The 15,804-nt window shown below is 38.6% G+C and carries 14 protein-coding genes; 6 read left to right on the plus strand and 8 right to left on the minus strand.

The annotated features are described in order from the left end of the window. Nucleotides 1-27: 27 nt before the first annotated feature. Both RFH42_RS04130 and RFH42_RS04135 read right to left on the minus strand, forming a co-directional pair. Nucleotides 28-1,413 carry an ABC1 kinase family protein gene (locus RFH42_RS04130; protein ID WP_308974313.1) on the minus strand — a complete coding sequence of 462 codons (1,386 nt, stop codon included), beginning with the start codon at nt 1,411-1,413 and terminating at the stop codon, nt 28-30. A 121-nt stretch (nt 1,414-1,534) separates the two neighbouring features. Further along, nucleotides 1,535-1,840, minus strand: coding sequence for a hypothetical protein (locus tag RFH42_RS04135; RefSeq protein ID WP_308974314.1), 306 nt, complete (start codon nt 1,838-1,840; stop codon nt 1,535-1,537). 224 nt (nt 1,841-2,064) lie between these two features. Here RFH42_RS04135 and RFH42_RS04140 point away from each other — a divergent pair, with 224 nt between their 5' ends. The 3 genes from RFH42_RS04140 to aroC all read left to right on the plus strand — a co-directional run bounded on the left by RFH42_RS04140 (nt 2,065) and on the right by aroC (nt 4,578). Next, a complete protein-coding gene (locus tag RFH42_RS04140) occupies nt 2,065-2,289 on the plus strand; it encodes a hypothetical protein (RefSeq protein ID WP_308974316.1) in 225 nt (74 codons plus the stop codon). Nucleotides 2,290-2,463: 174 nt separating this feature from the next. Beyond that, nucleotides 2,464-3,474 carry a 50S ribosomal protein L3 N(5)-glutamine methyltransferase gene (prmB, locus tag RFH42_RS04145; protein WP_308974317.1) on the plus strand — a complete coding sequence of 337 codons (1,011 nt, stop codon included), beginning with the start codon at nt 2,464-2,466 and terminating at the stop codon, nt 3,472-3,474. Nucleotides 3,475-3,486: 12 nt separating this feature from the next. Further along, nucleotides 3,487-4,578: a chorismate synthase gene (gene aroC, locus RFH42_RS04150; RefSeq protein WP_308974318.1), complete on the plus strand. Its 1,092-nt coding sequence runs from the start codon at nt 3,487-3,489 to the stop codon at nt 4,576-4,578. Nucleotides 4,579-4,651: 73 nt separating this feature from the next. Here the strand turns inward: aroC and RFH42_RS04155 are convergent, their stop codons facing one another. Then, nucleotides 4,652-5,866 (minus strand): alpha/beta fold hydrolase, encoded by a 1,215-nt coding sequence (locus tag RFH42_RS04155; protein ID WP_308974319.1) that lies wholly within the window; start codon nt 5,864-5,866, stop codon nt 4,652-4,654. Between the two features lie 103 nt (nt 5,867-5,969). Here RFH42_RS04155 and RFH42_RS04160 point away from each other — a divergent pair, with 103 nt between their 5' ends. Further along, on the plus strand, nt 5,970-6,821 hold the full coding sequence (locus RFH42_RS04160; protein WP_308974320.1) for a LysR family transcriptional regulator: 852 nt from the start codon (nt 5,970-5,972) through the stop codon (nt 6,819-6,821). A gap of 79 nt (nt 6,822-6,900) precedes the next feature. Here the strand turns inward: RFH42_RS04160 and RFH42_RS04165 are convergent, their stop codons facing one another. From RFH42_RS04165 to exaC, 3 genes are all read right to left on the minus strand, one after another. Further along, nucleotides 6,901-7,215, minus strand: coding sequence for a hypothetical protein (locus RFH42_RS04165; protein WP_308974321.1), 315 nt, complete (start codon nt 7,213-7,215; stop codon nt 6,901-6,903). Nucleotides 7,216-7,323: 108 nt separating this feature from the next. Beyond that, the gene (locus tag RFH42_RS04170; RefSeq protein ID WP_308974322.1) at nt 7,324-8,046 is read right to left on the minus strand and encodes a glutamine amidotransferase; all 723 of its coding nucleotides are present in this window, start codon (nt 8,044-8,046) and stop codon (nt 7,324-7,326) included. 239 nt (nt 8,047-8,285) lie between these two features. Next, the gene (exaC, locus tag RFH42_RS04175; RefSeq protein ID WP_308974323.1) at nt 8,286-9,797 is read right to left on the minus strand and encodes an acetaldehyde dehydrogenase ExaC; all 1,512 of its coding nucleotides are present in this window, start codon (nt 9,795-9,797) and stop codon (nt 8,286-8,288) included. Nucleotides 9,798-10,194: 397 nt separating this feature from the next. Here exaC and RFH42_RS04180 point away from each other — a divergent pair, with 397 nt between their 5' ends. Then, the gene (locus RFH42_RS04180) at nt 10,195-11,376 is read left to right on the plus strand and encodes a transcriptional regulator (RefSeq protein ID WP_308974324.1); all 1,182 of its coding nucleotides are present in this window, start codon (nt 10,195-10,197) and stop codon (nt 11,374-11,376) included. 22 nt (nt 11,377-11,398) lie between these two features. Here the strand turns inward: RFH42_RS04180 and RFH42_RS04185 are convergent, their stop codons facing one another. Continuing rightward, on the minus strand, nt 11,399-12,373 hold the full coding sequence (locus RFH42_RS04185; RefSeq protein WP_308974325.1) for an alpha/beta hydrolase: 975 nt from the start codon (nt 12,371-12,373) through the stop codon (nt 11,399-11,401). 144 nt (nt 12,374-12,517) lie between these two features. Next, nucleotides 12,518-13,690, minus strand: a complete 1,173-nt coding sequence (gene mdh / locus RFH42_RS04190) for an iron-dependent methanol dehydrogenase (protein ID WP_308974326.1) — start codon at nt 13,688-13,690, stop codon at nt 12,518-12,520. Between the two features lie 372 nt (nt 13,691-14,062). Between mdh and RFH42_RS04195 the strand changes: the two genes are divergently transcribed. Continuing rightward, nucleotides 14,063-15,775 (plus strand): AAA family ATPase, encoded by a 1,713-nt coding sequence (locus RFH42_RS04195; RefSeq protein WP_308974327.1) that lies wholly within the window; start codon nt 14,063-14,065, stop codon nt 15,773-15,775. Nucleotides 15,776-15,804 lie beyond the last annotated feature (29 nt).

Consider the following 15,804-nt stretch of genomic DNA (forward strand, 5'->3'; position numbering starts at 1 on the left):
TTATGGCATTTTAGTTTGGGTTTCACTTTAAGCTGTAGTGGCAACAAAAGGTTGAATCATTGCTCGTACATTGGTTTTTGCTTCAATCACAGTCATAAAGGTGTAAGCACCTATAAATTTGCGACTGATAAACATAAACTCCTTGGGAGGGATGCTAAAATAACGTGAAGCCATAGACTTAGATGCTCGCTGCATCACACGACTATGCAACTGACTTTTTTTCCAATCGTAGCGTTGTTCGGTATCCATAACCCCTTCTGGTAGGTCAGGGTTGTTTTCAAGACTGCTAAAAGCTTCTGTCGCAAGTAAAAATACTTTAGCCATATCAGGTTTGATGCTAGGAGGCATGGCATCAAAGAAGGAGTAGCCAGTCATCGCATTGACCATTGCTTGTGGATCATGATCATAGCCAGCAATGATGAGACTGCGAGCAACTTTAAGGAGTTGAGGGTCAAATTGGCGTATTGCACCGAAATCGAGTAAAACAATTTGATCGGGTTGATCCGCTCCATTGCCTAGACGAACCAAATAGTTTCCAAAGTTTGGATCAGTCTGCATTTCACCCCATTCAAAAATTTCGCGAATCGCGATTTCAAGGGAAGCTTCGCCTAATTGGTTACGACGTTGTTGAGGAAGGGAAAGCATGACTGGACTATTAATGGGTACACCACGTTCAAAGCTCATACAGAGCACTTGTGCAGAGCAGTAGTGATCAATAATTTCAGGGACAATATAACGCGTATCTTCTTTTAATCGTGCTGCAAAACGTCGAGTTGTTTCTGCTTCTAGAGCATAATCTACTTCTCGATGCATCATTTCTCGAACTTCTTCAAACCACTGATCGAACTCACGTGTTTGTGGTACGATGCGAGTAAGTTTGAGCATATTCCTAAACAGATTCATATCTGAGTCAATAGCATCTGCTACACCAGGGTACTGAACTTTGAGAACCAGCTCTTGACCATCAGCTTTACGTGTTGCTCGATGAACTTGTGCGAGGGATGCAGTACCTAAAGGCTCTGGGTCAATTGTCAGTTCGTTCAGTTTATTACCTAGTTGGTTGTGTAACTGTTGTTGAATGACAGGCCAGTCAAGTGCCATAGTTTGGTTATTTAAAGTATTCAGTGCTTGAGTGACTTCTTCTGGTAGAAAATGTTCACCATACAAAGCCATCATTTGACCAATTTTAACAATAGAACCTTTGAGTTTTCCAATTTCCGAAACTAAATATTCTGCTTGTTCTTTCAGTGCTTTCTTACGATTTATCTCTTTATCTTCTTCACTTGAAAAAAAGTGACTTGCGCTTGAGGCTGCCCAACGGGTTCCAGCCAGTAAAGAGGCTTTGGCCAATGATAGGCGTCTGTCCATAGAGGAGGTTTTTAACTGTTTCAGCTTCTCTTTTTGATCTGACATGAACATTAAGTCCTTTATACAAGCGGCAGATAAGTGGGTCTAAGGCATCTTACAGCTTATCAGCGGATAAAAAAAGTTTAATCCTCTGAACTGCACAGGCAAATTTAAAAATAAGCTGCTTTTAAATCCGAAACTTGATTTTCATTATTTGACGTTGAGAGAGTTCTACTTTATGTGCTGTAACAAAATCCAAGATCATATTTTTGACTAGAGAGTGAGTAAACCCTAAAGCATAGCCTTTGACAATAATGATACTTGGCAAGGAAAAAAAGAAGTATTTGGCATCTTCTAAGTTAGCTTCAGTAAAAATATGGCATTCATTTAATATTTGCTGAAAGTACTGTTTTTCATTTTTAACGCGTTCTGAGTGCTCATCACCCCAATAACTTTGGCGCATAGCCAACAAGTCATTATATTTGTAACTCATGGAGAGGTTTCGTCTATAAATTTTGTTCTAGTATAAAGTGGGGATTAAATTTGTGAAGACAAGTTATGTGAAGTTAAGTCATTATTTACGATATATGGGGCAGTATAAGCAATGGATTTGACACTACAGGCTCAAAAGGTGCTGTTGTGGATGGCGGTTTCATGAAAATGTAAAATATGAATGGTATAAGATAAGTATCTTGAACACACTACGTTGTTGAATATATGAAAGATTTAAATACTGATGCTGTGAATCAACTAATTGCAGAGTATAACGAAGCCGGTAAGACACCGAATAAATTAGAGATTGGCTTTAAAACCTATGCTCGTTTAGTTGAAGATGATCAATTTTATGTTCATGTCACTAAGTCAGAAGATTCAAAATCTCGATTATATAAAGGAATAAAAATCAAGTTAGTAACAGAAAAATATCATCTCAAATTGAAATAAGAATAAAATCAAACTATAGATGAAAGAGCAACTTTAGATGGCACTGTGAAAACAGTGTCATTTTTATTTGAAACAATACGTTTTGCTTTGATGTTTATACGATAAGCGTTAAAAAAACAAAAAAAACAAGGTATGATAAGGCGTTTGAATGACCTGATCTTGGAGACGCCCTAAGTGGATCGACCGACTATAAGCCCTGAACATTTACAAGAAGCCGCTGAAAACCTTGTCAGCATACGCGATTTTATTCGCTTCGGGGTATCCGCATTACGTCAATACGATGCACACTTGGGGCAAGGTACAGAAGACTTTTTTGCTGAAAGTTCAGCTTTAGTTTTACAGACCTTATCTCTGGACTGGAATGCTGATGCTGAAATTTTAGATGCAAAGCTGTTACCAAGTGAAAAAGCTGAATTTTTGGCATTATTAGAACGTCGCATTAATGAAAAAGTACCAACTTCTTATTTATTGAATTTGGCTTATTTTTGTGAAAAACCATTTTATGTTGATGAACGTGTATTGATTCCACGTTCTCCTATTGCTGAACTTATTCAGCAACGTTTTGCGCCGTATTGCTTGGATGAAGAGGGGGGTATGCGTGAAGCACGTAATGCCTTGCCTGAAAATCCAAATCCGAAGACACCTCGACGTATCTTAGATATGTGTACAGGGTCGGCATGTATTGCGATTGCTTTGGCCTATGCTTTCCCAGATGCAGAAGTGGATGCTACTGACTTATCTAAAGACGCTTTGGAAGTGGCATCAATTAATACTGAGCATCACAATATGCAGTATCAAATTGCACTGTTGGAATCTGATTTGTTTGCCAAAATTCCAGCTGAAAATCAATACGATCTCATTGTATCAAACCCTCCTTACGTCGATGCCGAGGATATGGCAGATCTGCCAGAAGAATTTTTACATGAACCAGAAATGGCTTTGGCTGCTGGACAAGATGGTCTAGATTTGGTTCGTAAAATGCTTGCTCAAGCAGCAGATTATCTGACTGAAGATGGTTTAATTGTCATCGAAGTGGGTAATTCTGAGTGGGCAATGCGTCAAAACTTTAATACAGTTGATTTACATTGGTTGCAATTTGAAAAAGGCGGTTCGGGTATTTTTGCATTGACTGCTGAACAATGCCGCAAATACCGTGATGTATTTGTTCAATCTATTACTGCATAAGGAGTCATGCATATGGCCGGCAATAGTATAGGTCAACTTTTTCGTGTGACGACCTGTGGGGAATCACATGGTGTAGGCTTGATGGCCATTGTGGATGGTATTCCACCAGGGCTTAATTTGTGTGAACAGGATTTACAACACGATTTAGATCGCCGTAAACCTGGCACTTCAAAGTTTGCTACACAACGTAAAGAAGAAGATAAAGTTGAAATTATCTCTGGTGTTTTTGAAGGTAAAACGACTGGTACTCCAATTGGTTTATTGATACGTAATACTGATCAAAAATCAAAAGATTACGGAAATATAGCGCAAACTTTCCGCCCAGGTCATGCTGACTATACCTATACACAAAAGTATGGTTTCCGTGACTATCGTGGTGGTGGCCGCTCAAGTGCGCGTGAAACAGCAATGCGTGTTGCTGCAGGTGCAATAGCGAAAAAGTACTTAAAAGAGAAATTTGGTATTTTAATTCGTGGCCATGTCACCCAAATTGGTACTGAAGTAGCAAATGCCTTGGATTGGAATGAAGTACCGAATAACCCATTTTTTTGTGGTGATGTCGATGCAGTTCCACGTTTTGAATCTTTAGTAACATCTTTACGTGAAAAAGGTACAAGTTGTGGAGCTAAATTAGAAATTTTAGCAGAAAAGGTTCCTGTTGGTTGGGGGGAGCCAGTATTTGACCGTCTTGATGCAGATATTGCACACGCAATGATGAGCATTAATGCGGTAAAAGGTGTTGAAATTGGTGATGGATTTGCAGTCGCTGAACAGTTTGGCCATCAAACACGTGATGAGATGAGTAGTGAAGGATTTCTTGCTAACCATGCAGGTGGGATTTTAGGCGGAATTTCTTCTGGTCAAACCATACGTGTTGCAATTGCTTTAAAACCGACAGCAAGTATTACGACTCCTGGTAAGACTATTGATATTCAAGGTCAAGATACCGATGTTTTGACCAAAGGTCGTCATGATCCTTGTGTTGGTGTACGTGCAACACCAATTGCAGAAGCGATGTTAGCTATTGTACTTATGGATCACTTCATGCGTCATCGTGCACAGAATGCTGATGTGGTAGCACCTTTTTCAGCAATCGAACCCTAAGCTCAAAATTCAGTAATTTAAGATGCAAAAAAGCCGATATAACTATCGGCTTTTTATGTTGGGGTTTAATGACTTACATATTAATAAGCAGATTAGAAATTGCTTCGGGACATTCAACAGGAATTGAATGACTGGCGTGATCAATCTTTTGATAGATCGCTTGAGGAATGAGATCGGCAATTTCTTGGCCCAAGTATTCTGGTGTTGCAACATCTAATGCACCTGAGAGTACATAAGTTGTGGCTTGAATTTGTTTAATTTCATGGCGAATATCTAAACGGTTTATCGTGGCTGCTTGTAGGGCTAGCGCTAAATTTTCAGCATGTGAGGACATTAGGTGCTCAAATTCCAACTTAATGTGTTGTGGGTGGCTGTGTAAATACGCCTCACTGTATTTGATTTTTTGCATTGCCTTAAATAATTCTGCCTTTTGCACTTGATTAGAAATGAGAATCTGATGGCGCTTATGCCAAAGTGTAAGTTTATCTGTTGCTTCTTCTCGTGCTGATGTATTCACTAGTAGGAGTTTATCAATAAGTTCTGGATGTCGTGCAGCGATTCTCATGGCGACCATTGCACCTTGACTATGACCAACAAAAGTTGCTTTTTGTATTGCATTCTCTTGTAGCCATACCACAAGATCTTCCGCTATACCATCTAAATCTAAATGGTGACGCCAGGTGCTTTGGGCATGTCCTGGCATATCAAAAGCAATACAACGATATGTAGGCAAAGATTGGATGACGGGTGTCCAAAAATGCCGATCTAAAAATAAACCGTGTAAGAAGATAATGGGTTTACCTTGACCGATATCATCCCATGAATAAGTGCAGTGATTAATCGTAATCTGTCGACTATGGCTTGAGGTTCTATGCAAATTTGATAACAACAGTGAATCTTCAAATATTTGATAACGTATAATTTTATTATCTTTGATGGAAAACTTGATAATGTAGTCGCTATCTACAATTGTTTGTGTCGTTATAATTAGATGTCTAAATCGTCCAATAACAAAAACATCCGTTGCATCACTGACAATTTTGCTAATAGAAAATGCTAATGCCTTAAAAGCAAGCGTAAAATTATCTAACCATTGTTTAATTTGTTGATGACCGTAGAGAATACCGACTGTTTTTACTATAGGATCACCATCAATATGCCATACAGCTTTTTCATGAATATGTTGCAAGGCGGCTTGTGTATTGTTCTGACTAAATGCAGCTAGATAGCGTTGAACAATATCTATTTCTATGCATTGCTGATGGGTATGAGTAGGGAGAATATTCATTTTAAAACTCAATATGATGTATATGAGTTTTCAAGCTTAGAATGTTCTATATGATCTATAAATGGAATAAAATGAATGACTATTTTCCAAAAATGGAAAGAAAATGAATTGGGATGATATCCGTTTCTTTAGTGCTGTAGTTGAGCATGAAAATATTAGCCATGCTGGAAAAGCGTTAGGCGTAAGTCCTCAAACTGTTGCCCGAAAAATTACAGCATTAGAACATAAACTGGCCACAACATTGTTTATTCGTCATCCTCGTGGGTATCGTCCAAATGCAGATGCAATGAGTTTGATTGACGAAGTTAAGCATGCGGAACAACTACTTAATACTTTGCAAAACAAATTTATGAATAAGTCGCAAAGGTTTATGGGGACAGTTCGTATTGCAGCCCCAGAAATGATCGCTATAGAAGTATTATTACCTGCATTAAAGCCCTTTCTTGAGCGCTATCCAGAGCTTAATATTGAATTGATTACTGGCATTAGTACTATTGGGATTGCCAAAGGTGATGCTGATATCGCCTTGCGTTTGGTACGACCGGAGCAAGGAGCTTTAACAATTAAAAAAGTAGCAACCATGTCGAGTGGATTGTATGCACATTTAGACCATGACTTTAACAGTGAACATAGTCGGCTCATTGGTTGGGATACAACGATTGATTTGCCAGCAGTACATTGGTTAAAAAATATTACTGGACGAGAAGCCAATATTAGATTGAATAGTTTAGCGGCACAGCGTGCTGCAATTGCTGCTGGATTGGGTGTGGGTATTCTTCCATGCTTTCTTGCAGAAGGGTTGGTGCGTCTACCACAACAGATAGTGATGAAGGAAACAATCTGGCTGCTGACACATGCATCCAATGTTTCTACGCCACGAATTCGCTTGGTTTATGATGAAATTTCTATGATTATGAAGAAATATAGCGCAAAATTTGATCCAATTGTGCAGTGATGAGGAGCAATCCGTATATCACATCAGATTGCTTCCGTTCCAGTCCTTAAATTCCGTATAGATAAACCTCGTGTTTGGTCTAATTAATGCTTTCTGCACAAGTAGAGCGCATCTGTGCTGCATATGCTTTGATCTGCAGGTCCTTACTTTCCTGTGTTGTTGCTACGGGATAGTCATATGCCAATTGGGTTAATGAATCAAAAACTGCCGCATATGCTTGGTAATCTTCAGATCCTTTATCTAATTGTGCTTGCGATAAATATTGATCTTTCAAGTAGCGCTGGGAATACTCCAGTGTTTTATTGTCCTGACGTAATGTCATACTCAGCGTGGCAATATTAGAGATCGTTTGACAGTATGTCGTTTTAAAATCAGTTGCGCTAGCAAAAGTCATTGGGCTGCATAATAAAGTCAGAACAATTGTGAAGCGAGAAATTTTCGGCATTGAGTATGTTTACATTGTTTAAGATTCAAAGCTATTTTAAAGATATTTCATATTAACTCAATGAGTTAGATTTAATTGAGCTAAATAGCGTTCGATTACCATATGAGATGACTGTTCTAATTGTGCTGCATATTTCTGGTTATCTTCTCGAAGAGCTTGGATATCTATTTTGGCTTGATCTAATTCAACAATATGACCAATAAGCCATTTTTCAAAATCTTGACCTACTACTTCAGCATGGAATTGTAAAGCCAAGATATTTTGTCCGAGTTGAAAAGCTTGGTGAGGGTAATGTTCAGAACTGGCGAGTAATTGTGCATTTTCTGGCAGATCAAAAGCATCGCCGTGCCAATGTAAAACCTTAATATTTTCTAGCGGTGCTAAAATGTTATCTGTCACAGCACTGAGCTTTAACTGACTCCAGCCAATTTCTTTAATGTGTCCAGGATAGATATCTGCGCCAAGTGCTTTAGCAATCAATTGTGCACCTAGACAAATTCCTAATGTTGGCAAATTATCCGCTAGACGTTGTTTGAGTAAATCAATTTCTAGACCTAAAAAGGGAAAACGATCTCTTTCATAAGCGCTGATCGGCCCCCCTAAAATCACGACAAGGCCAGGGTGTTGTAATGCAGGTTGAAGATCATCTACGCCTGCATCGAAATAGCGGACACGAAAACCATGCTGATAAAAGATATCCTCAAATGAACCAAGATCTTCAAAGGCAAGATGTTGGATTGCGTAAACGGTTTTCATAGAAGTAAGATTGAGCTGAGTCATGATTAATTACTTGTTTTAAAATGGGTTTCAATGGTGGAAGTAAATTAAGTATCAAGTATTTTAACGAAAGATATCTTTCGCTCTATCATGTGCTTTAAAGTCATATTTGTCTAGAGATGCCTCTGAACGATCAGTAACTTTTCTATCACTTTTAGATTTACTCACTTTACATTAGCTGGATGATAAGCAATAAAAAAGCGAACCGAGGTTCGCTTTTTGGGAGATGATATTACTAAAACTTAGAAGAAGCCCATTGCTTTAGTTGAATAGCTTACCAATAAGTTTTTAGTTTGTTGGTAATGATCAAGCATCATTTTGTGGTTTTCACGGCCAATACCTGATTTTTTGTAGCCACCAAATGCAGCATGAGCTGGATAGATGTGGTAACAGTTAGTCCAAACACGACCAGCTTCAATTGCACGACCTGCACGGTAAGAAGTATGTGCCGAACGTGACCAAACACCTGCACCTAAACCATACATTGTGTCATTCGCGATACGGATTGCATCGTCATAATCTTTAAATGTTGTAACTGAAAGTACAGGGCCAAAGATCTCTTCTTGGAAGATCTTCATGCTGTTATCACCTTTAAAGATTGTTGGTTCAATGTAGAAGCCTTGACCAACATCATGACGATCACCACCACCAGTTAAAATTTGAGCACCTTCAGCACGGCCCGTTGCAATACAACCTAAGATCTTATCTTGTTGTTCTTGAGAGGCTTGTGCACCAATCATAGTGTCAGTATCAAGTGGATGGCCAGTACGAATACGTTTTACACGTTCAATCGCTTTTTCTAAGAAACGGTCAGCAATGCTTTCTTGAATTAAAGCACGTGATGGACAAGTACACACTTCACCTTGGTTTAAGGCAAACATTGCAAAGCCTTCAAGTGCCTTATCAAGATAGTCATCATCTTGATCCATAACATCTTCAAAGAAGATATTTGGTGATTTACCACCTAACTCTAGAGTAACTGGAATAATATTTTCAGTTGCATATTGCATGATCAACTGACCCACTTGAGTTGAACCAGTGAAAGCAATTTTTGCGATACGTGGGCTTGTTGCCAGTGGACGACCAACTTCAGCACCGTAACCATTTACGATGTTAAGTACACCTGCTGGAAGAAGGTCTTGAATAAGTTCAGCTAAGACCAAAATGCTCACAGGAGTTTGTTCTGCTGGTTTTAGGACAATACAGTTTCCAGCAGCTAGAGCAGGTGCCAATTTCCATGCAGCCATCAAAATTGGGAAGTTCCAAGGAATAATTTGGCCAACAACACCTAAAGGCTCATGAAAATGGTAAGCGATAGTATCTTTATCAATTTCAGAAATACCACCTTCTTGTGCACGAATACAGCCTGCAAAATAGCGGAAATGATCGATTGTCAACGGAATATCTGCTGCTAGAGTTTCACGAACTGGCTTACCATTGTCCCATGTTTCAGCAACAGCTAATAATTCTAAGTTTGCTTCTAAGCGATCTGCAATTTTCAATAAAATATTTGAGCGTTCAGTTGTAGACGTTTGTCCCCAGCTGGCTTTCGCTTTATGTGCAGCATCAAGTGCTAATTCAATATCTTCAACAGAAGATCGAGGAACTTGAGTAAAGACTTTACCGTCTACAGGAGAAATATTGTCAAAATACTCACCTTTAACTGGTGCAACCCATTGGCCACCAATAAAGTTTTGATATTGTGCTTTAAACTGTACTTTTGAACCAGGTTGATTTGGATCGATATAGCGCATAAGAATATCCTTTTACTTATTTATCAAATAGTGGTGTTACAGCAGCTCATAAAGCACTGTTTGTACTTGGAGCATATAAAGGCCTAGGTTGGAGAAAGGTAGGCGTTTAGCTAATTTTATCTTGCAGTTTTTTTTTGTATTTTATAAGGGATAGTTGACAATTTTAGTAGTATGTTGAAATACAGGATTAAAGTTCCAAACTTTGTTGGTATTTTCAGCTTTTTTAGCAATGATTGAAAGCAAAATTGAATTTGAGCAGAAAAGGGATTGACCGCTTAGAAAAAAAACTGCTAAATCATAGCTGGTTTTGCACTTTTATAATTTTACAACTGTAATTGCAATTATACACGATCAAATGCAGCGAACTACTCTATCAACGAACATAAGGATATGAGCCATGTTGAGTAATAAGGGATTAATTCAGAAGCGCCAGCATATTGAACAACTACGTCAAAATAGTAGTTTATCGTTGGTACAAGCAGATTTAGTTGGACAAAGTATTTTAAGTTCTTGGCAACGTTCTGAACAGGCACAGATTCCAACAGAGCGAGCAGCCGCGCCGATGGTTAGTACACAAGATGAATTGCCGAGTGTATTGAATAAAGCGTTGACTTATTGTGCCGCAGAATTAAAACACATTGCTGAGCAATCAAGTATGGTTGTGGCTGTTGGAGATATTGGCAGTACTATTATCTGGACTGCAGCAAGTGGAAAAATGCGTCAAGCAGCTGAGCGTGTTCATTTTGTTCAAGGTGGACAGTGGCGTGAAGATTATGTTGGAACTAATGCCCTAGCACTTTCTTTGAAGACACAACAATCAAGCTGTGTATTTTCAAATGAACATTATATGTCTTCAATTCACGATTGGGCTTGTTATGCAGCACCCATTATTGATCCTTATTCAAAGCAAGTATTAGGGGTAATTGATTTATCCACGACTTGGAATAATCACAATAGTTTAGGTTTGTTAGCAGCAGAACGATGTGCTTCAATTATTCAAAATGCTCTACTTGAATGTCAGCGTCAGCATCTGTTTATTCGGGCTTTCGCGATTCCACAAGTGTTATTTAATGGCAAAGTCTTAGTATTAACACCAAGACAAATTGAGATTTTAACAATTTTAGCGCTTTGTCCTCAAGGCATGAATTTAGAGGGTTTACATCAGGCATTATACGGTGAAAGAAAGGTGAGCATAGGTACGCTTAAAGCTGAAATGTCACAGCTTAGAGAGATACTAGGGGGCTTACTCGGTTCGCGGCCATATCGCTTGTTGGCAACAATTGAAGCTGATTTTTTACAGGCAGAACAGGCTCTAGATGCAGGGTATATCGAATCGGCATTAACATTATGTCGAGGCGTATTTTTAGTCAGAACAGAGAGTCCTTTTTTGTGTGCTTGGCGAGATTGTTTAGAGTCGAGATTGAGTGAGGCTATTTTTAAGTCACAACAAACCGATGTTTTACTTAAACACTTGGCTTATTGTCCTGAAGCAATTGATGCTGTTGAGCGTTTAATTGAGTTAATCCCAGCGGGGCATCCTGCTCATCAAGTTTTGATGAAGTATAAAGAAGAGCAGTAGCCCAAGTGATGTGAGTATGGACCTAGTCTATTTTTTCTTTTAACCAAGTAAACAGGTTTTGATAAACTTCTGCTCGCACAGGGGCTGCAGAGAGCACGAGGTCATGTATACCATTTTTAATTGTCATTACACTGACATCACCTTGTAATTTGTTTGCATATTTTTCAATGTCTTTTACAGATAAAATCACATCACTATTTTGTACCTTAGTACCCCAACGTTTAGGGTTTTTACTTTGATGAGAGTGCATAATCAGAGCTGGTATTGTTAATTTTGCACCCATATGGATTTCTTTTTGTGCCTCATATATTGCATGAATAAAACTGAGGTACACTTTGGGATAGTGTGTTGGTTTCCAATTTAAATTAAAGTCCCACTCACCATAAAAGTCTTTATGTAAGCTCTTGGTATACCAAGGATTAAGTTCACTTGGAAATTTGAGCTTAGGGAAGCGTTTGCCCAATGCACTCACACGAGGTAATGCGAGTTTCTTTTTAAAGATGTTTGTATTGAAGTCATAAAATGGGCTGTTATTCCAAAGCGCCTTAATGAAAGGATGATTTGGGTGGTGTGCTGCATATAAAGTGGTAATTAATCCACCTGTAGAATGACCTGCTAAAACAATATGATGATGTTTTTCTGTTGCAATAATTTCTAAGGCAGCAGTTATTTCAGCATCATATTCACTCAACTGGCGTACATCATAAAAGGTTTGTCCAGTGCGATATGAACGGCCATATTTATGTAAGTCAAGAGCATAGAAGTCATAGCCGTGTTGATTAAACTGTTCAGCCATTTGTGTTTGAAAAAAATAATCCAGAAAGCCATGAATATAGAGCACAGCTTTAGATGTCTGTTTGCTTGCTTTTTTGCGAACTAAAGTTGCAATAACAGGTCCTTGCTCATCTGCTGCAAAGCTAAGAGTCGTTTGTTGATAGTCGGCAGCGAGAATGTCTTGTTGATAAGGTGATTGGCTATATGCGCTAGAGTTGTTCATAAGCATTTTTGAATTTATTAATTTTGTTCTATGCTTGATGATCGGTTTACATTTGTCAATTGTTATCTGTAGTGATGAACAAAAAGAATCTACGGATAGATTCTTTTTGTGGTATTGAGGATGAGTGAAACAGGTTTTACAGGATTACATAGCAGCTTCGAAGATTGAAATAACTTGAGCTTCGTTAGCTTTACGAGGGTTAGTTAACATACAAGCATCATTCTGTGCATTCTTAGCCATCACTTGGTGATCTTCAGCTTTTACGCCAAGTTCAGTCAGACCAGAAGGAATGCCGATAGACGCTGATAATTCACGGATTGCTTCAATTGCAGAATAAGCAGCTTCAGTAACAGTTAAGCCTTCAGTGTTTACACCCATTAATTTTGCAATAGTTGCATAACGATCTGGGCAAGCAATTAAGTTAAATTCACACACATGCGGTAATAAGATTGCATTACATACGCCGTGAGGTAAGTTATAGAAACCACCTAATTGGTGAGCCATTGCATGTACATAGCCAAGCGATGCGTTATTGAATGCCATACCTGCAAGATACTGCGCATAGCTCATGGCGTCACGTGCTTCAATGTTGTCACCATTCGCAACTGCAGCACTGAGCCACTCGCTAATCATGGTAATTGCTTTTTCTGCACAAGCATCTGTGATTGGGTTTGCAGCTGTTGAAACATAAGCTTCAATGGCATGAGTTAATGCATCCATACCTGTTGCTGCTGTTAGACCTGCTGGTTTAGCAAGCATTAAGCGAGGGTCATCAATTGCAACAAGAGGAGTACAGCGCCAGTCAACAATAGCCATTTTTACATGTGTATCTGTATTGGTAATAATACAGAAACGTGTCATTTCAGACGCTGTACCAGCAGTTGTGTTAATAGCAATTAAAGGCGTCATTGGCACAGTACTTTTGTCAATACCCTCATAATCACGGATATTGCCACCACCAGCTGTAACTAGACCAATACCTTTGGCACAGTCATGTGATGAACCACCACCCAATGAGACAATAAAGTCACAACCATTGTTGTTGTATGCATCAACACCATTACGTACGTTGATGTCAGTTGGGTTTGGTTCTGCACCTGGGAATACAAAGCTATCTACACCAGCATCTTTTAAGTAAGCTACAATTTTGTCGGCAACACCGAATTTAAATAAACCTTCATCAGTCACGATAAGCGCTTTTTTTGCACCTAAGTTTTGTGCTTTCGCTCCCACTTCTTTGGCACAGCCTGGACCAAAGAGTGAGACGCAAGGGATGTAAAAACCGTTTGTTTGATCTGCGATATTTTTAAAAGCCATGGTGCGATTCCTTCTACCATTATTCCAATGTTGATTATTTCGAGGTTGTTTATCACCTTGAATTGAGTATCTCGCTTGGTTTGTATATTTAAAACCTACTAATTACCTACCAAAAATATTGATTAGTATTTTTAATTAATAAAATGGGTTGTTAGAAAATTTACCGGATAAATATAAAGTTCAAATGAGTTAATATGCAATTAAACTTATTAATAATCTTTATGTTTCAAAACTGCTTCTATAAAGAAAGATGAATAAAGCGTAATGTTGTGTCGCATTGCAGCATGAACAGAGGGCAATCTCTACTGGCTTGGCTTAACTTTTGGCTGAAAAATCGTTAGGCTATAGCAGTTTTTAAAGTTTAGGGTTGTTATGAGACAGGACACTGCACTGAAATTAATGCAAACAGGCGAAAATGTCTTTTTGACCGGATCAGCTGGTGCAGGTAAAACCTATACACTGAATCAATATATTCAATATCTAAAGGCGCGCAAAGTGACGGTTGCAATTACTGCATCTACGGGTATTGCAGCAACGCATATGAATGGTATGACTATTCATACGTGGGCTGGTATAGGCATTAAAGATGTATTGTCTGATGATGATCTGAAACGGATGAAAGAACGCAAATACTTAAAAGAGCATTTGGAAAATGCCCAAGTATTAGTCATTGACGAAATTTCTATGTTACACGCCAAACAACTCAATTTAGTCAATCAGGTACTCAAGTACTTTAAAGAATCAGATGAAGCCTTTGGTGGTATTCAGGTTATTGCTGCAGGTGATTTTTTTCAGTTACCACCTGTAGGAAAAAATGATGAACGCAACAGAGATAAGTTTTGCTTTATGTCTAGTGCATGGGTAGAGGCTAAATTTCGTGTTTGTTATTTAACTGAACAACATCGTCAAGATGACTCTGAACTTAACGGTATATTAAATGCTATACGTGCGCAAACGATTCAACCACAGCATCTAAAAGCCCTACATCAAACACAACAGCAAGACATTGGTGATACTTTTACACGCTTATATACTCATAACATGGATGTGGATAATATTAATTATCAGCATCTTAATGCGATTGAGGGGGATGCCCATCAATTTGTTGCCGTCAATGAAGGCAATGACAAACTGATTGAAACGTTAAAGTCCTCAGTACGCGCACCAGAGGAATTGAGTTTAAAGAAACATGCCAAGGTGATGTTTGTTAAAAACAATTTTGATATGGGTTATATCAATGGCAGTTTAGGTGAAGTGATTGGATTTGAAGATGATGATACTCACGGAATTTTACCTAAAGTAAAATTGACTGATGGTACTGAATTGGTTGTTGAGCCAGAAACTTGGTCAGTTGACAATGATGCAGGGAAGACTTTAGCTAGTTTACAGCAGATCCCATTGCGTCTGGCATGGGCAATCACAATTCATAAATCACAAGGGATGACCTTGGAAGCAGCAGAAATTAATCTGAGCCATACTTTTGAGAAAGGACAAGGTTATGTTGCTTTATCTCGCCTTAAATCCATTCGTGGGCTGCGTTTATTAGGTTTTAATGATCAGGCCTTGGAGTTGGACAGTTTAGCAATTAAGGCTGATCGACGTTTTCAAGAGCTTTCTGATGAGGCCGTACAACATTTTGATGAAGCCGATTTAAGCAAACAACATCAAGCTTTTATTCGTCATTGCGGTGGAACACTTAATAGTGTTGAAATTGAACGTAATGAGAAAAAACTTGCCCGTTCTGCAAAGCAAAATTACGCTACAGCAACTTTGGATGAAACGAAAGCATTGTTTGAATCAGGCTATGAAATTCAAGATATAGCCGTGGAGAGGGGATTAACACCTGCAACGATTATCAACCATTTGGCTCGATTACATCGTGAGCAAAATTTAGATATTAGTGTAGCAAGCCCTGGTGAAGAGGTTATTGAACAAGTTCGTAAAATTTATAAGCGTTTGACTAAACGTAAAAATGCAGAAAATTTTTCGGAAGATGGCAAAATTAAGTTACGTCCTATTGTTGAGGCAACCAGTCCTCGTATGGGATATGACCAAGTGCGTTTAGCATTACTGTTTATTGAATAAGATGTTAATCACAAACCCTCTATAAGGAA

It is taken from the genome of Acinetobacter rudis (assembly GCF_031157835.1).
Lineage (GTDB): Bacteria > Pseudomonadota > Gammaproteobacteria > Pseudomonadales > Moraxellaceae > Acinetobacter > Acinetobacter rudis_A.

Coding starts and splice junctions, on each gene's coding strand:
- RFH42_RS04170 (WP_308974322.1), bottom strand. CDS start 8,046: ATGACTCAGCTCAATCTTACTTCTATGAAAACCGTTTACGCAATCCAA.
- RFH42_RS04160 (WP_308974320.1), top strand. CDS start 5,970: ATGAATTGGGATGATATCCGTTTCTTTAGTGCTGTAGTTGAGCATGAA.
- mdh (WP_308974326.1), bottom strand. CDS start 13,690: ATGGCTTTTAAAAATATCGCAGATCAAACAAACGGTTTTTACATCCCT.
- RFH42_RS04185 (WP_308974325.1), bottom strand. CDS start 12,373: ATGAACAACTCTAGCGCATATAGCCAATCACCTTATCAACAAGACATT.
- RFH42_RS04140 (WP_308974316.1), top strand. CDS start 2,065: ATGAAAGATTTAAATACTGATGCTGTGAATCAACTAATTGCAGAGTAT.
- RFH42_RS04195 (WP_308974327.1), top strand. CDS start 14,063: ATGAGACAGGACACTGCACTGAAATTAATGCAAACAGGCGAAAATGTC.
- exaC (WP_308974323.1), bottom strand. CDS start 9,797: ATGCGCTATATCGATCCAAATCAACCTGGTTCAAAAGTACAGTTTAAA.
- aroC (WP_308974318.1), top strand. CDS start 3,487: ATGGCCGGCAATAGTATAGGTCAACTTTTTCGTGTGACGACCTGTGGG.
- RFH42_RS04180 (WP_308974324.1), top strand. CDS start 10,195: ATGTTGAGTAATAAGGGATTAATTCAGAAGCGCCAGCATATTGAACAA.
- RFH42_RS04130 (WP_308974313.1), bottom strand. CDS start 1,413: ATGTCAGATCAAAAAGAGAAGCTGAAACAGTTAAAAACCTCCTCTATG.
- RFH42_RS04135 (WP_308974314.1), bottom strand. CDS start 1,840: ATGAGTTACAAATATAATGACTTGTTGGCTATGCGCCAAAGTTATTGG.
- RFH42_RS04165 (WP_308974321.1), bottom strand. CDS start 7,215: ATGACTTTTGCTAGCGCAACTGATTTTAAAACGACATACTGTCAAACG.
- RFH42_RS04155 (WP_308974319.1), bottom strand. CDS start 5,866: ATGAATATTCTCCCTACTCATACCCATCAGCAATGCATAGAAATAGAT.